The sequence below is a fragment of the Pseudonocardia sp. DSM 110487 genome (assembly GCF_019468565.1).
In the GTDB taxonomy this organism is placed as follows: Bacteria; Actinomycetota; Actinomycetes; order Mycobacteriales; family Pseudonocardiaceae; genus Pseudonocardia.
Map to the genome: position 1 here is coordinate 934104 of NZ_CP080521.1, position 18539 is coordinate 952642.

The following is an 18539-nucleotide window of genomic DNA, read 5'->3' on the forward strand; positions in this document are numbered from 1 at the left end:
TAGGCTGTGGCCCGTGTCCTCTGGTTCAGGTCCTGGTCTGCTGGTACTCGCGGCAACCCCGCTCGGCGACGCCCGCGACGCATCCCCGCGCCTGCGCGACGCGATGGCCACGGCGGATGTCGTCGCCGCGGAGGACACCCGCAGGCTGCGCTCGCTCGCTGCGGCGCTCGGCGTTGCGGTGACCGGCCGGGTGATCAGCCACTACGACGCGGTGGAGGTCGCCCGGCTGCCGCGGCTGCTCGACGACGTGCGGGCGGGGCGGACCGTCCTCGTCGTGACCGATGCCGGGATGCCCGCCGTGTCCGACCCGGGGTACCGGCTGGTCGCCGCCGCGGCGGAGGCCGGTCTCCCGGTGACGTGCCTGCCCGGCCCATCGGCCGTGACCACGGCGCTCGTGCTCTCCGGGCTGCCGGCCGAGAAGTTCTGCTTCGAGGGATTCGCACCGCGCCGCGACGGCGAGCGGAGGCGCTGGCTCGCGGGCCTCGCCGCCGAACCGCGGGCGGTGGTGTTCTTCGAGTCGCCCCACCGGCTCGCCGAGACCCTCGCTACCGCCGTCGACGTGCTGGGCGCCGACCGCGCGGCCGCGGTGTGCCGTGAGCTGACCAAGGTGTACGAGGAGGTGCTGCGCGGGCCGCTCGCCGAGCTCGCGCAGTGGGCGGCCGAGGGTCCGGTGCGTGGCGAGATCACCGTGGTGCTGGCCGGGGCGGCGCCGTCCGAGGTGCCCACTGTGGAGTCACTGGTGGGTGCCGTGGAGGAGCGGGTGGCCGACGGCGAGCGGCTGAAGGACGCCGTCGCCGCCGTGGCGGAAGCCACCGGCGTCAAGAAGCGCGAGCTGTACGCGGCGGCGCTGGCCACCCGATCCTCGTGAGTGGATACGCGCGCTCTGGCACGCGTATCCACTCACGACCTGGAGGTGCATCGCCTCACGGCCGGGTGGGACCTTCCCCGGCCCCCGTGCGGGTGATCGCCTCTGCGATCTCCGTCAGGTCCTCCGCGGTGAGCGTCACGTCGTTCGCCGCGATCCAGCCGTCGATCTGCTCGGGCCTGCGGGCGCCGACGATCGCACCCGTGACACCCGGCCACGCGAGCGTCCAGGCCACGGCGACGGCGCCGCGCGACACCCCGTGGCGCTGCGCGATCGGCTCGAGGGCGGCCGAGAGGGCGAGGTTGCGCTCGAGGTGCGTGGTGAACTCGGGGCCGCCCCGGCGCCAGTCGTCGGCGGGCAGCGCGGCCACCCGCTCCGCGGTGAACGCGCCGGTCAGCAGGCCGGACTGCATGGGGGAGTAGACGATCGCACCGGTGCCGTTCTCGTGGCACCACGCGAGCTCCCGCGCCGCGCCGCGCTTGATCGCCGAGAACGGCGGCTGAAGCGAGTCGACGTGGCCGATCTTCTCCGCCACCTGGAGCTGGTCGACGTCGTGGTTCGACAGCCCGATCGCCCGCACCTTGCCCTCGGTGCGCAGGTCGACCATGACCTGCCAGTACTCCTCGAGCGACGTGCCGTCCTCGGCGGGCCAGTGCACCTGGTAGAGGTCGATCCGCTCGACACCCAGCCGTCGCAGGGAGGACTCCACGTCGCGGCGCACGATGGCCGGGTCCCCCACCCGGCGCGGCTTCGCGGTGCGGTCGGCGTCGTCCCAGACGAGCCCGCACTTGGTGAACACGTACGGCCGCTGATCTGCGGGAATCGCCGCCAGAGCCCGTCCGACGACCTCCTCGGAGTGCCCGAGGCCGTATACCGCCGCGGTGTCGATCCAGTTGATGCCCGATGCGATCGCGTGGTGGATCGCCGCCACCGACTCGTCGTCGTCCTGCGGGCCCCACGCGGCTGCCCAGCCACCGCCCCCGATCGCCCAGGCCCCGAACCCGACCCGAGTCAGCGCCATGCCCGTCGTACCCAGCTCGGCTGTCGTGAGTGACACCCGTCCTCCTGTCTTCGGTGTGTCCCGATCCTCGTGGTTGCACATTCACCTGTCCAACAGATGGATCTACTCACAGTGAGCACCTACGCTTCTCGGTCGTGGAGTTGCGGCAGCTCGAGTACTTCGTCGCGGTCGCCGAGGAACGGCACTTCACGCGGGCGGCGCGGCGCGCGTTGGTGTCGCAGTCGGGACTGTCGGCGTCGATCCGGGCGCTCGAACGCGAGCTCGGCACGCCCCTGTTCGTGCGGTCGACGCGCCACGTGGAGCTCACCGAGGTCGGGCGCGCCGTGCTCGTCGACGCGCGGCGCGCACTCGCCGGTGCTGCCGCGGCCCGCGACGCCGCTGCGGCGGTGCGGGGCCTGCTGCGCGGCACGGTCGTCGTGGGCACCGAGCAGTGCATCACCGGCGTCGACGTCCCCGCGGTGCTCGCGGCGTTCCGCGCCGAGCATCCGGGGGTGGACGTCCGGCTGCGCCACGAAGGCTCGCTCGCCCTGTTGGAGCAGATCCCGGCGAGCCGGGTCGACGTCGCGTTCGTCGCGGTCACCGGCCCGGTCCCGGAGGGGGTGCGGCTGTTCCCGGTGGCCCGCAGCCCGATGGTGCTGCTGTGCCACCCGGAGCACAAGGCGGCGGCCGGCGAGCCGACGTGGGCCGACCTCGGCGCCCATGTGTTCGTCGACTTCCCGCCCGACTGGAGCATCCGCCAGCTCGGCGACAGGGCGTTCGCGCAGGCCGGGCAGCGGCGGGAGGTCGAACTGGAGGTCAACGACGTCCACGGCCTTGTCGACCTCGTCCACCACAAGCTCGGTGTCGCGATCGTGCCGGAGTCGGTCGCCCGCAAGAAGAGCGCGGCAGGCCTCGCCGTCCGGCCGCTGCCCGGCGGCGTTGCGATCGACTGGGAGGTGGCGGTGGCGATCGGCGCCGGCGAACGGGCGGGTCCCGCGGCGCTGGAGCTGTGCCGCATCGCGAGAGCCCTGTGATTCCGACGAACGGCGCGTTCGTCGGATAGGTACCGACGAACGCGCCGTTCGTCGGATCAGGATGGACCCGGAGTCACGATCGCGATACGGCACGAAGTCGGGGCCTCGTGTTCATGGCGCGTTCACCCGGCCAGGTGACGATCACGGCATGACCGCTCCGGCGGGCCGGCGCTCCGGCAGGCGGGTTCTCAGCTGGTTGCTCGCGCTCGCCCTGCTGGGCGTGATCGGGTTCGTGGTGCTCCGCGACGTCGGCGGGCAGGAGCCGGAGCCACCGGAGTTGACGGTGGTCACCGGCGTCATCGGCTCGGAGAAGGACGCGTTCTTCGCCGACCAGCGGGTGCGGGACGCGTTCCGGGCCCACGGCCTCGAGCTGAAGATCGACCCCGCAGGGTCGCGCCAGATCGCCACCACCACACGCCTCGACGGCTACGACTTCGCCTTCCCCTCCAGCTCGCCCTCCGCCGACAAGCTGCTCGCGCAGCGACCCGCCGCGCGGACCTACGCCCCGTTCTCGTCCCCGATGGCGGTGGCCACGTTCGCGCCGATCGTCGAGCTCCTCACGCAAGCGGGCGTGGTCGCACCCGGCAGCACGACCTTCGACGTGCGCCGGTACCTGGAGCTCGCCGCGGCAGGCACCCGGTGGGACCAGCTGCCGGGCAACACGTCCTTCCCGGCGCGCAAGGACGTGCTGCTCTCGACCACCGCGCCGTGCCAGTCCAACTCAGCCGCGATGTACCTCGGCATCGCCTCCTACGTGGCGAATGCCGACGGGGTGGTCACCGACCAGACGGTCGCCACCCAGGTGACCCCGTCCGTCCAGCCGCTCTTCCGCGACCAGGGCTACCTGCCGCCCACCACCGAGGTGCTGTTCGAGGACTACCTCTCGGCGGGGATGGGCCGGGTACCGATGGCGCTGGTCTACGAGGCCCAGTACCTGGCCGAGGCGCTCTCGCCGGACCCGGTGCTCCCCGCCGATGCGCGGCTGCTCTACCCGAGCCCGACGATCTTCTCGCGGCACACCCTCGTGCCGCTCACCCCGGCAGGTGACCGGGTCGGGGAGCTCCTGACCACCGACCCACAGCTCGCCACGCTGGCCGCGCAGCACGGCTTCCGGCCGACCGACCCCCGCGCGTTCGCCGCCGCGTTCCGGGACCGCGGTCTCCCGGAGCCGCCGGCGCTCGTCGACGTCGTCGAGCCTCCGTCGTTCGACACCTTGGAGGGCATGTTGTCGCTGCTCGGGTGCACCCCGTGAAGCGGATCGCCGCCGCTGCCACCGCGGTGCTCGCGCTCGTGGCCGGCTGCGGCGGCGGGGAGACCGCCGGAGCGGGGCCGATCATGGGCCCGTCCGACGCCCCCGTCACGTTGCGCGTGCTCGCGGGCAGCGAGCTCCTGGACCTCGAACCCGTCCTCACCCAGGCGGGCGAGGCCACCGACGTGCGGATCCAGCTCGAGCCCATCGGAACCCTCGACGGAGCCGAGGCAGTGGCGTCCGGCGCGGCGGAGACCGACCACGACGCGATCTGGTTCTCGTCCAACCGCTACCTCGCCCTGCAACCCGGGGCGCAGGCCCGGCTCGGCACCGCGATCGACATCATGTCCTCGCCGGTGGTGCTCGGCCTGCGGCGGCCGGTGGCCGAGCGGCTCGGCTGGGTCGGTCGCCCCGTCACGTGGGCGGAGATCGCGGCCGCTGCCGGTGCCCGGCAGTTCACGTACGGGATGACCGACCCGTCGGCGTCCAACTCGGGTTTCTCGGCGGTGGTCGCCGTGGCGACCGCGCTGGTCGGGGCCGGTTCGGCGCTCACGCTGGAACAGGCGGAGTCGACCGTGCCCGCGCTGCGCGACTTCTTCGCCGCCCAGACGCTCGCCGCGGGCTCGTCGGGCTTCCTTCAGGAGGCGTTCGTCCGGCGGGCCACCGGCGCCGACCCGGGCACCCCGGTCGACGGCCTGATCAACTACGAGTCGGTGCTGCAGGGGATGAATGCGGCCGGCACGCTCCCCGAGCCGCTCGAGCTGATCCGGCCCGCCGACGGGGTGGTCACGGGCGAGTACCCGTTCACGGTGCTCGCCGCCGCGTCGCCGGAGGCGCGCGACGCGCACCGCAGGCTCGCCGAGTACCTGCGCACGCCGGACGTGCAGCGCGAGATCGCCGAGCGCACCCACCGGCAGCCCGCGGTGCCCGGTGTCGTCCCCACGCCGTCGGGGACGGCCGTCGAGCTGCCGTTCCCGGCGCAGGCCGACGTCGTCGAGGCGCTGCTCACCAGCTACTTCGACAAGCTGCGCCGCCCCTCCCGCACGATCTACGTGCTGGACACGTCCGGCTCCATGGCGGGCGACGAGCGCATCGGCGCGCTCCAGCGCTCGCTCGCCGGGCTGGCCGGGGCGGACCCGTCGCTCACCGGGCAGTTCCGCCGGTTCCGGGGCCGGGAGCAGGTCACGCTGCTGCCGTTCAACACCACTCCCGAATCGCCGCAGACGTTCACGGTGGCCGAGGAGAACCCCGCCCCTGACCGGCAACGGATCGCCGACGCCGGAGCCGCGCTCCTGCCGGGCGGTGACACCGCGATCTACGACAGCCTGCAGGCGGCCTTCCGGATCGCGGAGCAGCAGAGCGCCGCCGACCCGGACCGGTTCACCTCGATCGTGCTGATGACCGACGGTGAGAACACCTCGGGCGCCGACATCGCGGCGTTCCGGGCGTTCGTCGGGTCCCGTCCCGCCGTACCGGTGTTCTGCGTGCTGTTCGGGGAGAGCAGCGTCGAGGAGATGGAGGAGGTAGCCCGGCTCACCGGAGGCCGTACGTTCGACGCGCGCACCGCTCCGCTCGCGGAGGTCTTCAAGGAGATCCGCGGGTATGTCTGACCGGGTGCGCCGCTACCTCGGCTCGCGGAAGAACATCGCGGGAATGGCAGGCGCGCTCGCCGGCGTCGGGCTGCACCTCGCGGGCCTGATCGGCGACGTGTGGCCGGTGGTCGCCGTCGGGCTGTACGGGGTGGGAGCGCTCGTCGGGCCGAGCGACCCGCCACCCGAGCCGCCGGAGCCCCGCCTGACCGACACGCTGCGCGGCGAGTCCACCGCGCTGCTGCGACGGGTCCAGGGCCAGGCGGGTGCCCTGCCGGAGGGCGCGGCCACGGTCGTCACCCGGATCCTCGATGCCGTCCGCCTCGTGCTCGACCGGCTCGACCAGGTGGCCGACCAGGAGACCGACCGCGTCGCGGCGCCCGAGCGACTCGCCGACGCCGCCGAGATCGTGCGCGTCGAGCTCCCCGAGTGCCTGGACACCTACCTCGGCCGCGGACCGTCCACCCCGGAGGAGCCGGCGGCCCGCGAGCTCAGGGCCCAGCTGACGCTGGTGGCCGAGCGGGCCGACCGGCTGGTCGCGCAGGTCCCCGACCTCCACGTGCGGCGTGCGGAGGACCTGACGCGGGAGATGCGCCGCAGGCACGAACGCCCTTAGGAGCAACACCCGCAGGTCGAGTAGCGGAGGCGCCCCGGGCCGGAGCGCATCGAGACCGACCCGCCAGTGCCTCGGGGTTTGTGGTCTCGATACGGGACGGCGCTGGGGCGCCGTCCCTACTCGACCACCGGAGAACTAGGCGCTGTGGTTGATCTTCAGTCCGTAGATCACGACCTGGCCCACGTCCGAGGGGTCGGCGCCCTTCTCGGGGTTGGAGTTCACGTAGGCGCCGGCCTTGAAGTAGTTCCCGGTCCCGCTGATGGGCAGGCTGGCCTTCAGCGCGCCGTTGAACCAGACCTTCACCGTCCCCGCGGCCGACTGGATCTTCACGCGGAACCGCTCGCCGAGCTTGTACGCGGGGTCGAGCACGACGTCCTTGTCCCCGTCGGCGTACTTCACCGTGAGGCTGCTGCCCGAAAGGTGGATCTGCATGACGTCGTCGTCGCCGCCGTGGATCTGAGCCGAGATGACGTCGGGCTTCGTGGAGGGCGTCTTGGTGATGGCCTGGTCGACCTCCATCGTGTGCGTGCCGGAACTGCCGTCCCAGCTCGCGTTCTCGCCACCCGTCATCTCCCGCAGCTCGGAGCGCGGGTAGTGGCTGTTCGCCGTGGTGGCGCCGCCCGCGTTGGCGGTGAACACGACGCCGTCCTTCGTGTCGTTCAGCTGGAACCACTTGCTGGCGTAGGTGGCGAGGTCCTTCGTGTCGACGGTGTCGGGGCGGCCTTCGGACCCGGTGGGCAGCGTGAGGTACCACTTGCTGGCGTCGATGATCTGCGCGGGGAACCGGGCGGCGCGCGCCACGGCCTCGCCGAGCCCGCCTTCCTGGCCGTCCTTGTCGTCGCCCTTGTCCTCGGCCGGAGCCTCGGAGGTGGGGGCGGGCGCCTCGGTGGTCGGCTCGGGATCGGGGGTCAGCAGCTCGGGGACGGGCAGCTCCGGCGTGGGGAGGACCGCCAGGTCGCGGGACGCGAGGTTGACGTCCTCCTCTGACGGCGGGCCGAGCGCGCCCGTGAACGAGAGCATGGTGCCGATGACGGCGATCACCGCCGCGATGGCGACGGCGACGAGGACGGTGCTGTGGTGCGAGGGGATACGCGCACCACGCGCGTGATCGCCCTGCTCAGACTGCTGTTCGTACGTCTGAGTGGGCGGCGCGTGGCGCGTTCCGGGGGAGCGGTGCCGGGCCACGAACCTACCTTCCGGATCGACGACCGGCCCGGACGTCCGGCTCGGGGTGCCGGCGGGGATGGGGAGGCCCCGTGTCCGTTTCGTGACCGGTCCGGTCAAGGAAAAGCTATCCGCGAGATCGTCCGGGGTTGCCTGTGCGCCGACGAGAGGGATGATCTCTGCGATGAACGGTCCTCTTGTTGGGCTATTCGGTCCAACGGTTCGTGTCAGTTGCCAGCTGAAGGCGCGGTAGCAGGCGACGGGCGGCGGGCCCGCACCCACCGGGCCGCGGGCTCCACCAGGCGCGCCGCCACCGGGCCGATCACGGCCATCAGCAGCACGTAGGTGGTGGCGAGCGCCGTCACCTGGCTCTCCACCGCTGAGTAGGTGACGGCCAGCCCGGCGATGACGATCGAGAACTCGCCGCGCGCGATGAGCGCGGCGCCCGCGCGGGCCCGCCCCAGGGGGCCGATTCCCACCCGTCCCGCGGCCCACCAGCCGGTGGCGAGCTTCGTCAGCGTCGTCGCGACGGCGAGGACGACGGCCCAGCCGAGCACGGGTGGGATCGACGCCGGGTCGGTGTGCAGCCCGAACACCACGAAGAACACGGCGGCGAACAGGTCGCGCAGCGGTTCGAGGAGCTTGGTGGCGTTCTCGGCCGTCGAGCCGGATATCGCGATGCCCAGCAGGAACGCGCCGACAGCGGCCGAGACCTGCATCGCGGAGGCGAAGCCTGCCACCAGCAGCGCGAGGCCGAGCACCTTGAGCAGGAACACCTCGCGGTCGGGCGAGTCGACCACGGCGGAGACGAACCGCCCGTAGCGCAGGGCCACCACGAGCACGACGGCGAGCACCGCCACCGAGATACCGACGGCGCTCAGCGCGCCCACGAGGGTCACCCCGATCAGCACGGCGGTGAGGATCGGCAGGTACAGCGCCATCACGAGGTCCTCGAACACGAGGATCGACAGCACGACCGGGGTCTCGCGGTTGCCGAGGCGGCCCAGGTCACCGAGGACCTTCGCGACGATCCCCGACGACGAGATGTACGTGACGCCGCCCAGCACGAGCGCTCCGACCGCCCCCCAGCCGAGGATCAGCGCCACGGCGACGCCCGGTGCCGCGTTGAGCACGACGTCGAGCACACCGGCGGTCCATGAGCGGCGCATGCCGTCGATCAGCTCGGTGGCCGAGTACTCGAGGCCCAGCAGCAGGAGCAGCAGGATGACGCCGACCTCGCCGGCGATCGTCGTGAACCCGTCGATGCCGTGCAGCGGTATGACGCCACCCGTGCCGAAGAACAGGCCTCCGAGCAGGTAGAGCGGGATGGGGGAGAGGCCGATCCGCCCGGCGAGGCGGCCGAGGAGCCCGAGGGAGAAGAAGACGGCCCCGAGCTCGATCAGCTCGAGAGCGGTGCTGGTCATCCGCCGCGCTTGAGGATCTTGACGGCGTTGTCGAGCCCCTCCGCTGTGCCGACGGTGACCATCAGGTCGCCCGCGGTCAGGGTGAAGTCCGGCGTCGGACTGGGGTGCACCTGGCCGGCCCGCATCACGGCGACCACGGACACGCCGGTGCGGGTGCGCAGTGCGGTGTCGCCGAGCGTGCGGCCGTCGAACGGCGGCCCGACGGGGATCTGCCGGGTGTGGATGCCGGGGAGGTCGCGGTGCTCCTCCCTGAGCTGCGCGACGAGCTGCGGCGCGCCGAGCAGGTTGGCCAGCGCACCCGCTTCCTCGGCGGTGAGCGGGAGCTCGGCGAGGCACGCGTCGGGGTCGTCGGGCTTGGAGATGATCAGTTCTATCTTGCCGTCCCGGTGGGTGACGACGCCGATCCGCCGGCCGTTGCGGAGCGCGAAGTCCTTCCGCACGCCGATTCCGGGTAGGGGTGTCACCTCGACGTTCACGCCTCCACGGTAGTTGAACGCGTGGCGGTAGCCTGCCGCGCGTGCGCGTCCTGTTCTGGAACCGCCTCAGGAGGACGGAATTCCTGGTGACGGTCACCCGGGAGGCGGCTCCGCCACCGTCTGAGCGGGCCACGAAACCGGGATGCGGCCCGGGCATAGGCTGGAGAGCATGAGTTCCCACGTGCTGACCGCCGTGGCCTGGCCCTATGCCAACGGCCCTCGGCACATCGGCCACGTCTCCGGCATCGGTGTGCCCTCCGACGTGTTCTCCCGTTATCAGCGGATGGCCGGCAACCGGGTGCTCATGGTCTCCGGCAGCGACGAGCACGGCACCCCGATCCTGGTGCAGGCCGAGAAGGAGGGCCTGACGCCGCAGCAGACCGTGGACAAGTACCACCGCGTGATCGCGGAGGACCTGCGCGGGCTCGGCGTCACCTACGACCTCTACACCCGCACAACCACCGGCAACCACTCCGACGTCGTGCAGCAGATCTTCATGGCGCTGCACCGCAACGGGTACGTGGTGCCGAAGACCACCACCGGGGCGATCAGCCCGTCCACCGGTCGCACGCTGCCCGACCGCTACGTCGAGGGCACCTGCCCGATCTGCGGCTACGACGGCGCGCGCGGCGACCAGTGCGACAACTGCGGCAACCAGCTCGACGCCGCGGACCTGATCAACCCGCGCTCGCGGATCAACGGCGAGGTGCCGAAGTTCGTCGAGACCGAGCACCTGTTCCTCGACCTGCCCGCGTTCACCGAGACGCTCGGCAAGTGGCTCGCGTCGAAGACGGGCTGGCGGCCGAACGTCCTGAACTTCACGCGGAACCTCGTCGACGACATGCGGCCCCGCCCGATCACCCGCGACCTGGACTGGGGCGTCACGATCCCGCTCGACGGGTGGAGCGACCAGCCGCTCAAGAAGTTCTACGTCTGGTTCGACGCGGTGATCGGCTACTTCTCGGCCAGCGTCGAGTGGGCCCGCCGCACGGGCGACCCCGACGCGTGGAAGGCGTGGTGGAACGACCCGGCGTCCGAGCTCGTGTACTTCATGGGCAAGGACAACATCACCTTCCACGCCCAGATCTGGCCCGCGCTGCTGCTCGGGCACAACGGGCAGGGCGACCACGGCGGCGCGCCGGGGCCGTACGGAGAGCTGAACCTGCCGTCGGAGATCGCGTCGAGCGAGTTCCTCACGATGAGCGGCTCGAAGTTCTCCACCTCGCGCGGCACCGTGATCTACCTGCACGACTTCCTGCGCGAGTTCGGGCCCGACAGCCTGCGGTACTTCATCGCGGCCGGGGGGCCCGAGACGCAGGACGTCGACTTCACGTGGGACGAGTTCGTGCGCCGGATCAACTTCGAGCTGGCCAACGAGTGGGGCAACCTCGTCAACCGGTCGATCTCGATGGCCCACAAGAACAACGGGGCCGTCCCGGCGCCCACCACACCTGCGGCCGCCGACGCCGAGCTGCTGGCGCTGTCGAAGGCCGCGTTCGACACCGTGGGCGGGCACCTGGCGCGCTCGCGGTTCCGCGCCGGGATCAGCGAGGCGATGAAGGTCGTCTCCGCCGCCAACCGGTACCTGTCGGACCAGGAACCGTGGAAGCTGAAGGACGACCCGGGCAGGCGCGACGCCGTGCTGCACACGGCGCTGCAGGTCGTGCAGGACGCCAACACGCTGCTCACGCCGTTCCTGCCGCACTCGGCGCAGCAGGTGCACGAGGCGTTGGGTGGCACCGGCGTGTGGGCCGCGCAGCCGGAGCTGCAGGAGGTCCCCGACCTCGACATCCCCGGCCGGATCAACCCGATCCTCACCGGGGACTACACCAAGGAGCAGGCGCGCTGGTCCTCCACACCGATCGAGGTCGGCCGGCCGCTGGCCAAGCCCACGCCGATCTTCCGGAAGCTCGAGCCCGAGCTCGCCGAGACGGGCCCGGAATGGGCCCCGATCGCCAAGTGAGGTCGTGAGTGGATACGCGAGCTATGGCACGCGTATCCACTCACGAGGGCCGGAGGCCCTGGTGAGCGGGGCGCACGGGCGGCGAGAGGCGCCTCCTCCTCCCGAGCCGCTGGCGGCGGCCACCGTCGACTCGCACACCCACCTCGACGCGTGCGGGTGCGTGGACGCGGCCGACGTGCGCGCGGCGATGGACCGGGCCTCGGCGGTGGGCGTCACGCGGGCGGTCACGGTGGCCGACGATCTCGCCTCGGCGCGATGGGTGGTGCAGGCCGCGCACTGGGACGACCGGGTCGTGGCTGCCGTCGCACTGCACCCCACGCGGACGGCCGCGCTCACGGAGGACGACCACGCCGAGATCGAGCGGCTCGCCCGCGACCCGCGCGTGGTCGCGGTGGGGGAGACCGGCCTGGACTACTACTGGGACTACTCGCCGCCGCAAGCCCAGCAGGAGTCGTTCCGGCGGCACATCGACCTCGCCAAGCGCATCGGCAAGCCGTTGATGATCCACGACCGGGACGCCCACGACGACGTGCTGCGCATTCTCCGCGAGGAGGGCGCGCCCGACGCCGTGGTGTTCCACTGCTTCTCGGGCGACGCCGCGATGGCGCGCGAGTGCGCCGACGCCGGATACGTGCTGTCGTTCGCGGGTCCGGTCACGTTCCGCAACGCCCGCGCGCTGCGGGAGGCGGCGGTCGTCGTGCCGGAGGACCAGCTGCTCGTCGAGACCGACGCGCCGTTCCTCACCCCGCACCCGCACCGGGGAAGGGCCAACGAGCCGTACTGCCTGCCCTGGACCGTGCGCGGCCTCGCGGACCTGCGCGAAGTCCCCGACGAGCAGCTGGCGGCGAGCGCCGGACGCAACGCCGAGCGGGTCTTCGGGCTCGCCGAGCTGCCACCCGCCGCGGAGCCCGCCACACCCACCGGCGACGCCTCGCGCTCGGCGTAAAGGGCGGGCCGTTCGGCGCTGTCGGCGTGTCGGGGTTCGACCTCGGCGCTCACAGCCCGTTACGGTTCCGTGATCGCAAGCCGGGGTGGGGAATCGCTCCCCAGCTAGTGCGGGCACGGTGGTCCGGGGCGCTCCCCCACGATCGACAGCCTCCGGGCCACCGTGACCGCGACTCCTCCCCTGCCCGGTCCGACGAGGTCTGGAAGCCCGTGGTCGACGTCCCAACGCGTGCTCGGCGAGGCGCCGACGTACGCGCCCGGCTCGGTCGCGCGGTCTCCGACGTGGAGGCCGCGGAGGACCCGTACGCGGCCTGGTACGCCGGCGGCGACCCCGAGGCGCCGGAAGCGGTCGTCACGGCGGCGATCGACGTCGTCCCACCGGCCACTCCCGCGGCCCGCTCGACGCTGACCCGCTCGCGCGCCCACCGCAGGGCCCAGCCGGTCGAGCCCGACCGACTCGCCACGGGTCAGTTCAGGCCGATCGTCACCCGCCCGACGGACGGCTCCGCCGACGACGCCTCCGCCGACCCCGTCACGAGCGAGATGCGCGTCGTCGCACCGGACGACCTGACCGGCCCGCTTCCCGCCCTGCCCGCCGTGCGGACGGGGGCGCGCCTGCCGGTCGTCGAGCGTGGCACCGGCGCACACCCCGCCGTCGAGCGGACAGGGGCTCAGCGCGCTACCCGGGACACCGGGGGATACCCGGCGGCCGACCGAGTCGAGACCCACCCAGCGGCAACCGGCGCGCAGCCCGCGGTCGAGCGCAGCGGGAGCCGTGCGGCGACGGCCGGTACCGGCGCGCACCCGATGGTCGAACGCACCGGGGCGCAGGCAGCGGCCGCGCCGGCCGTCGAGCGCACGGGCGGGCTGCGCAGGCCGGCCGCCACCGAGGTCACCGGCCCCCAGCCGGCGATCAGCGACGTCGGGCCGGAGGGCACCGGCTCGTACCGGCACGGCGGCGCCGCGCACGAGCCGCCGCGCGTAGCCGCTCCGGCATGGACGGCGTACCTGAACGACGCGCCGACCGGGCCGATGCCGGCGATCCAGGACGAGTCGTCCACACACCCGATCGGGACGGTCACCGCGCCGGTCGCGGTCGTGACCGCGCCGCCTGCGCCACCTGCAGCACCCGCGCCTGCCGAGGACCTCGAGCCCGCCGTCGCGCCCCGGCCGCGGCCCGTCTCCGAGCTCATCGCCGCACCCGATGTCGTACCCCGGCGCTCGCGGCGGGATCGGCGCGCGGTCGAGGAAACGTCGCAACGCCGTGGCCTGCTACGAGCCACGGTCATCGCCGTCGTGCTCGCGATGATCGGCGGCGGGGCGAGCGCGCTCGCCGCGGACAAGACGATCACGGTGACCGTCGACGGCCAGGACCGGATCGTGCACACCTTCGCAGGCGACGTCGGGTCGACGCTCGCAGCGGCCGGGATCGAGCTGACCCCACGGGACCGCGTCGAGCCCGCGCCGACCGCCGAGGTCGTCGACGGCGATGAGGTGATCTTCACCCACGCCAGGACGCTCACCCTCGTCGAGGGCGCCTCGCAGCGCGACCTGCCGATCCCCGCCACCACGGTGGAGGAGGCGATGCAGATCCTGGGCCTGGAGGCCACGCCCACCCAGATGTCCGCCCCGCCGGCTTCGCAGATCCCCCTCGACGGGTTCCGCCTGGAGCTGCGCGTGCCGCGCACCGTGAAGTTCACCGACGGCACGGGGGCGCCGTCGGAGGTCACCACGATGTCCGGCACCGTCGCCGGGCTGCTCGTCGAGAAGGGCATCCAGCTCGGGCCGGACGACGTGTCCGTCCCTTCGGCGGACACGCCGCTCACCGAGGGCCTCGACGTGCACATCGTGCGCAACGGTGAGGGCGAGGTGGTCGAGGTCCGGCCGATCGCGCCGCCGGAGCAGGTCATCGAGGACGCGGGGCTGCCGCTGGGCAAGCGGGTGGTCCTCGACAAGGGGGCGCCCGGCGAGCAGACCGCGATCATGCGCGTGTACGTGCAGAACGGGCAGGAGGTCCGCCGCGAGCAGGTCAGAGCCGGCAGCATGACGCAGCCGAAACCGCGGGTCGTGCGGCTCGGCACGAACGAGAGCCTCCGGGCGCCCCTGGTGGCCGACGGCAGCGTGTGGGATCGCCTCGCGAAGTGCGAGGCCACCGGGAACTGGGCGGTCAACTCCGGCAACGGCTACTACGGCGGCCTCCAGTTCGACGCAGGCACCTGGCGCGCCTACGGCGGCACCGACTACGCGCCGCTCCCGCACCAGGCCTCGCGCGAAGAGCAGATCGCCGTCGCGTCGAAGGTGCGGGACGACCGGGGTGGCTACGGGGCATGGCCGGCGTGCTCCCGCCGCCTCGGCCTCCCGCGCTGACCGGCATGCTCCCGGGGTGAATGACGCGCAGTCCCGGCTACTGGGCCCGGCCGAGGTGCGGGCGCTGGCCGCCGAGCTCGACCTGCGGCCGACGAAGCGGCTCGGGCAGAACTTCGTGCACGACCCGAACACCGTGCGCCGCATCGTCAAGGCAGCCGAGCTGGAACCGGACGACGTCGTCGTGGAGGTCGGGCCCGGGCTCGGGTCGCTGACACTCGCCCTGCTGCCCGCGGTTCGGGCCGTGCACGCCGTGGAGATCGACCCGGTGCTCGCGGGGCGCCTTCCCGCCACGGCTGCCGACCGGGCGCCCGCCCTCGCCGACCGGCTCACCGTGACCGCCGCCGACGCGCTCGGCGTGCGCGCCGCGGACCTGCCCGGCCCGGCGCCGACCGCGCTCGTCGCCAACCTGCCCTACAACGTCGGCGTGCCGGTGGTGCTGCACCTGCTGGCCGAGCTCCCGCAGCTGCGTCGCGGGCTGGTGATGGTGCAGTCCGAGGTTGCCGAGCGGCTCGCCGCGACGCCGGGAAGCCGCACCTACGGCGTGCCGAGCGCCAAGCTCGCCTGGTTCGCGGCGGCCCGTAGGGCCGGGCCCGTGCCGCGGGCGGTGTTCTGGCCGGTGCCCAACGTCGACTCGGGGTTGCTCGCCTTCGACCGCCGCGACCCCCCGCCCGGCGACCGCGTGGCCGTCTTCCGCCTCATCGACACCGCGTTCGCCCAGCGCCGCAAGGCGCTGCGCTCCGGCCTCGCGGGTTGGGCGGGCTCGCCGGCCGCCGCCGAGACCGCCCTCCGCGGCGCAGGCATCGACCCCATGGCCCGCGCCGAGACCCTCTCCATCGAGGACTTCGCCCGCCTCGCCACCGCCAAAGCCTGACGTCCACCCCGACTCGCGTGCACTGAGGGCGCGACTTGCGTGCACTCACGCCGCGACTCGCGGGGGCAAAGCGCGTGGCGAGGCGGGTCGCGACACGTCCGGGGTGGACGCACGTAGGGTTGACCGGTGCTCGCCGCCGTCCCGCCACCGGTCACCGTGCGTGTGCCTGCCAAGATCAACTTGCATCTTGCCGTCGGGCCACTGCGCGCCGACGGCTACCACGACCTCGTCACCGTCTTCCACGCGGTGAGCCTGTTCGACGAGGTCACGGTCGCGGCGAGCGATGCGCCCGGCATCGAGGTGCACGGCGAGGGCGTGTCCGAGGTTCCTGCCGACGAGACGAACCTGGCCTGGCGGGCCGTCCAGGTGCTCGCCGAGAAGGCCGACCGCGACCCGGACGTGCGGCTGGTGCTGCGCAAGGGCATCCCGGTCTCCGGCGGCATGGCGGGGGGCAGCGCGGACGCGGCCGCGGCGCTCGTCGGACTCTCCACGCTGTGGAAGCTCGATCTCAGCCGGGACGAGCTGTCGGTGCTCGCCGCCGAGCTGGGCAGCGACGTCACGTTCGCGCTCTACGGCGGCACGGCAGTCGGTACCGGACGTGGCGAGCAGATCGTGCCGGTGCTGTCGCGGCACACCCAGCACTGGGTGATTGCGCTGCACCGGGGCGGTCTGTCGACGCCCGCGGTGTTCCGCGAGCACGACCGGCTTCGGGGCGACAGCCCGCCTGCGGACCGGCCGGTGGAGCCGGTGCTCGAGGCGCTCGCGGGTGGTGATCCGAACCAGCTCGCGCTCAGCCTCGGCAACGATCTGCAGGCCGCCGCCGTGAGCATGGCCCCCGACCTGCGCCGCACGCTTCGCGCGGGCGTGGCCGCGGGCGCGCTCGCCGGATTGGTGTCCGGATCCGGTCCGACCTGCGCCTTCCTGTGCGGTGGCGCCGAGGCGGCGCTGGACGTCGCCACCGAGCTCGCCGGGGTGGGGGTCTGCCGCACGGTCCGGATCGCGCACGGCCCGGTGCCCGGCGCCCGTGTGGTCGACCACGATCCGCCGACCAGCCCGCCGCCCGCCTCGTGGCCGCCGGTGCGTGCCTGATGGCCGGCCAGAACCTCGTCAATCTGGAAACCGTCACCGCACACGTTCCCGGTGATGCCTCCCGGGTGTTGCTCAACGGTGTGTCGCTCGGGGTGGAGCAGGGTGAGCGGATCGGTGTGGTCGGGCTCAACGGTGGCGGCAAGACCACGTTGCTCGACATCATCACCGGCACCCGCGCACCGGACGGGGGGCGGGTCAGCCGCATCGGCGGCCTGAACCTCGCCCACCTCGCCCAGTCCGACATCCTGCCGGCAGGCGCGCGCGTGCGAGACGTCGTGCTGGCCGCGTGGGCCGGCGCCGCCGAGCACGAGTGGGCGGGCGACCCGAAGGTGCGCGACGTCCTCGACGGGCTGGGCCTCACCGATCTCGACCGCGGCGTCGAGGGACTGTCCGGCGGGGAGAAGCGGCGCGTCGCGCTCGCGGCCACGCTCGTCGGAGACCCGGACCTCGTCGTGCTCGACGAGCCGACCAACCACCTCGACGTCGAGGGCATCACGTGGCTCGCCGAGCACCTGATCGCCCGCCGCTGCGGGGTCGTGGTCGTCACGCACGACCGCTGGTTCCTCGACGCGGTCTGCACGCGCACATGGGAGGTCGCGAACGGCCGGGTGGAGAGCTATCTCGGTGGCTACGCCGACTGGGTATACGCCCGCGCCGAGCGCGCCCGGCAGTCCGACGCCGCGGAGGCCCGCCGCCAGAACCTGGCCCGCAAGGAGCTGGCGTGGCTGCGCCGTGGCGCGCCCGCCCGCACGTCGAAGCCGCGCTTCCGGATCGAGGCGGCGGAGGCGCTGATCGCCGACGTGCCGCCGTTGCGCAACACGGTGGAGCTGCACCGCTTCGCCACCAACCGGCTCGGCCGCACGGTGCTGGAGCTGGAGGACGCCACCGCGGTCGTGGCCGGGCGCACGCTGCTCGATCACGTCACCTGGCGGGTCGGCCCCGGCGACCGGCTCGGGATCGTCGGCGTCAACGGGTCGGGCAAGACCACCCTGCTGCGCAGCCTGAGCGGGGAACGCCCGCTCGACGGCGGCCGGCTGGTGCGCGGGCGCACCGTCCAGCTCGCTCAGCTCACGCAGGAACTCGTCGACCTGCCCGCCGAGATGCGGGTACTGGAGGCCACCGAGCAGGTCGCGAAGTACGTGCGGCTCGGCAAGGCGGAACTGTCGGCGTCGCAGGTGCTGGAGCGGCTCGGCTTCCCCGCGTCGCGGCAGTGGACGCCGGTGGGCGACCTGTCCGGCGGGGAGCGCAGGCGCCTGCAGCTCACCCGGCTGCTGATGGCCGAACCGAACGTCCTGTTGCTCGACGAGCCGACCAACGACCTCGACGTCGACACCCTCACCCAGCTCGAGGATCTACTCGATGGCTGGCCGGGCACGCTCATCGTCGTCAGCCACGACCGCTACCTCGTGGAACGGGCCTGCGACACCGTTGTCGCGCTGCTGGGGGACGGGAAGGTCACGCATCTCCCTGGCGGGATCGACGAGTATCTGCAGCGCCGGGCGGCGGTCCGGGACTCCGGCACGGCAGCTTCGGCGCCGCAGGCGAAGCCCGTCTCGAACGCCGCGCAGCAGCGCGCCGCCCGCAAGGAGGCCGCCCGGCTGGAGCGCCGCATGGAGGCGCTCGCCGCCACCGAGGAGCGGCTGCACGCGCAGCTGGTGGAGGCCTCAACCGACCCCGAGCGGCTGATGGCGCTCGATCGCGAGCTGAAGGCCGTGGTGGCCGAACGGGAAGAGGTCGAGCTGGAGTGGCTCGCCGCGGCGGAGCTGGCCGAGTAGCTCCACCATCGAGTGACCAGCGCCAAACGCTGTGTCATGGGTGCTGCGTCATTCGGGCGAAGCCGTCACGCTATCGTGACAACTTGGACCTGTGCACGTGACATGACGGGGC

General features: G+C 72.9%; 15 protein-coding genes. 11 read left to right on the plus strand and 4 right to left on the minus strand.

Features of this window, described 5'->3' with window-relative positions; all coding sequences use genetic code 11:
- Positions 1-13 precede the first annotated feature (13 nt).
- Complete coding sequence (rsmI, locus tag K1T35_RS04390; RefSeq protein ID WP_220258905.1) at positions 14-868, plus strand: 16S rRNA (cytidine(1402)-2'-O)-methyltransferase; 855 nt, start codon at positions 14-16, stop codon at positions 866-868.
- A 55-nt stretch (positions 869-923) separates the two neighbouring features.
- On the opposite strand, the gene K1T35_RS04395 is transcribed toward rsmI, so the two are convergent.
- Positions 924-1922, minus strand: coding sequence for an aldo/keto reductase (locus K1T35_RS04395; RefSeq protein WP_255621575.1), 999 nt, complete (start codon positions 1920-1922; stop codon positions 924-926).
- A 98-nt stretch (positions 1923-2020) separates the two neighbouring features.
- On the opposite strand from K1T35_RS04395, the gene K1T35_RS04400 reads away from it, so the two are divergent.
- The 4 genes from K1T35_RS04400 to K1T35_RS04415 all read left to right on the plus strand — a co-directional run bounded on the left by K1T35_RS04400 (position 2021) and on the right by K1T35_RS04415 (position 6353).
- Complete coding sequence (locus K1T35_RS04400) at positions 2021-2899, plus strand: LysR family transcriptional regulator (RefSeq protein ID WP_220258907.1); 879 nt, start codon at positions 2021-2023, stop codon at positions 2897-2899.
- 148 nt (positions 2900-3047) lie between these two features.
- Positions 3048-4151, plus strand: coding sequence for a hypothetical protein (locus K1T35_RS04405; protein ID WP_220258908.1), 1104 nt, complete (start codon positions 3048-3050; stop codon positions 4149-4151).
- Complete coding sequence (locus K1T35_RS04410) at positions 4148-5758, plus strand: substrate-binding domain-containing protein (RefSeq protein ID WP_220258909.1); 1611 nt, start codon at positions 4148-4150, stop codon at positions 5756-5758. Before K1T35_RS04405 ends, K1T35_RS04410 begins: the two co-directional genes overlap by 4 nt.
- Complete coding sequence (locus K1T35_RS04415; protein ID WP_220258910.1) at positions 5751-6353, plus strand: hypothetical protein; 603 nt, start codon at positions 5751-5753, stop codon at positions 6351-6353. Before K1T35_RS04410 ends, K1T35_RS04415 begins: the two co-directional genes overlap by 8 nt.
- Before the next feature lie 135 nt (positions 6354-6488).
- Here the strand turns inward: K1T35_RS04415 and K1T35_RS04420 are convergent, their stop codons facing one another.
- The 3 genes from K1T35_RS04420 to K1T35_RS04430 form a co-directional block, all read right to left on the minus strand.
- Complete coding sequence (locus K1T35_RS04420) at positions 6489-7538, minus strand: polysaccharide lyase family 7 protein (RefSeq protein WP_220258911.1); 1050 nt, start codon at positions 7536-7538, stop codon at positions 6489-6491.
- A gap of 206 nt (positions 7539-7744) precedes the next feature.
- Entirely contained in the window at positions 7745-8941 is a 1197-nt protein-coding gene (locus tag K1T35_RS04425) for a cation:proton antiporter (RefSeq protein ID WP_220258912.1), read from the minus strand.
- Entirely contained in the window at positions 8938-9417 is a 480-nt protein-coding gene (locus tag K1T35_RS04430) for a cation:proton antiporter regulatory subunit (RefSeq protein ID WP_220258913.1), read from the minus strand. The genes K1T35_RS04425 and K1T35_RS04430 overlap by 4 nt, the downstream gene beginning before the upstream one ends.
- A 169-nt stretch (positions 9418-9586) precedes the next feature.
- Between K1T35_RS04430 and metG the strand changes: the two genes are divergently transcribed.
- From metG to K1T35_RS04460, 6 genes are all read left to right on the plus strand, one after another.
- Positions 9587-11380, plus strand: a complete 1794-nt coding sequence (gene metG, locus K1T35_RS04435; RefSeq protein ID WP_220258914.1) for a methionine--tRNA ligase — start codon at positions 9587-9589, stop codon at positions 11378-11380.
- A 61-nt stretch (positions 11381-11441) separates the two neighbouring features.
- Positions 11442-12326 (plus strand): TatD family hydrolase, encoded by an 885-nt coding sequence (locus tag K1T35_RS04440; protein WP_220258915.1) that lies wholly within the window; start codon positions 11442-11444, stop codon positions 12324-12326.
- A 209-nt stretch (positions 12327-12535) separates the two neighbouring features.
- On the plus strand, positions 12536-14692 hold the full coding sequence (locus tag K1T35_RS49605; RefSeq protein WP_220258916.1) for a transglycosylase family protein: 2157 nt from the start codon (positions 12536-12538) through the stop codon (positions 14690-14692).
- Positions 14693-14708: 16 nt separating this feature from the next.
- The gene (gene rsmA, locus K1T35_RS04450; protein ID WP_220258917.1) at positions 14709-15563 is read left to right on the plus strand and encodes a 16S rRNA (adenine(1518)-N(6)/adenine(1519)-N(6))-dimethyltransferase RsmA; all 855 of its coding nucleotides are present in this window, start codon (positions 14709-14711) and stop codon (positions 15561-15563) included.
- Between the two features lie 126 nt (positions 15564-15689).
- Entirely contained in the window at positions 15690-16652 is a 963-nt protein-coding gene (locus tag K1T35_RS04455) for a 4-(cytidine 5'-diphospho)-2-C-methyl-D-erythritol kinase (protein WP_220258918.1), read from the plus strand.
- A complete protein-coding gene (locus K1T35_RS04460) occupies positions 16652-18427 on the plus strand; it encodes an ABC-F family ATP-binding cassette domain-containing protein (RefSeq protein ID WP_220258919.1) in 1776 nt (591 codons plus the stop codon). The genes K1T35_RS04455 and K1T35_RS04460 overlap by 1 nt, the downstream gene beginning before the upstream one ends.
- Positions 18428-18539: the final 112 nt, after the last annotated feature.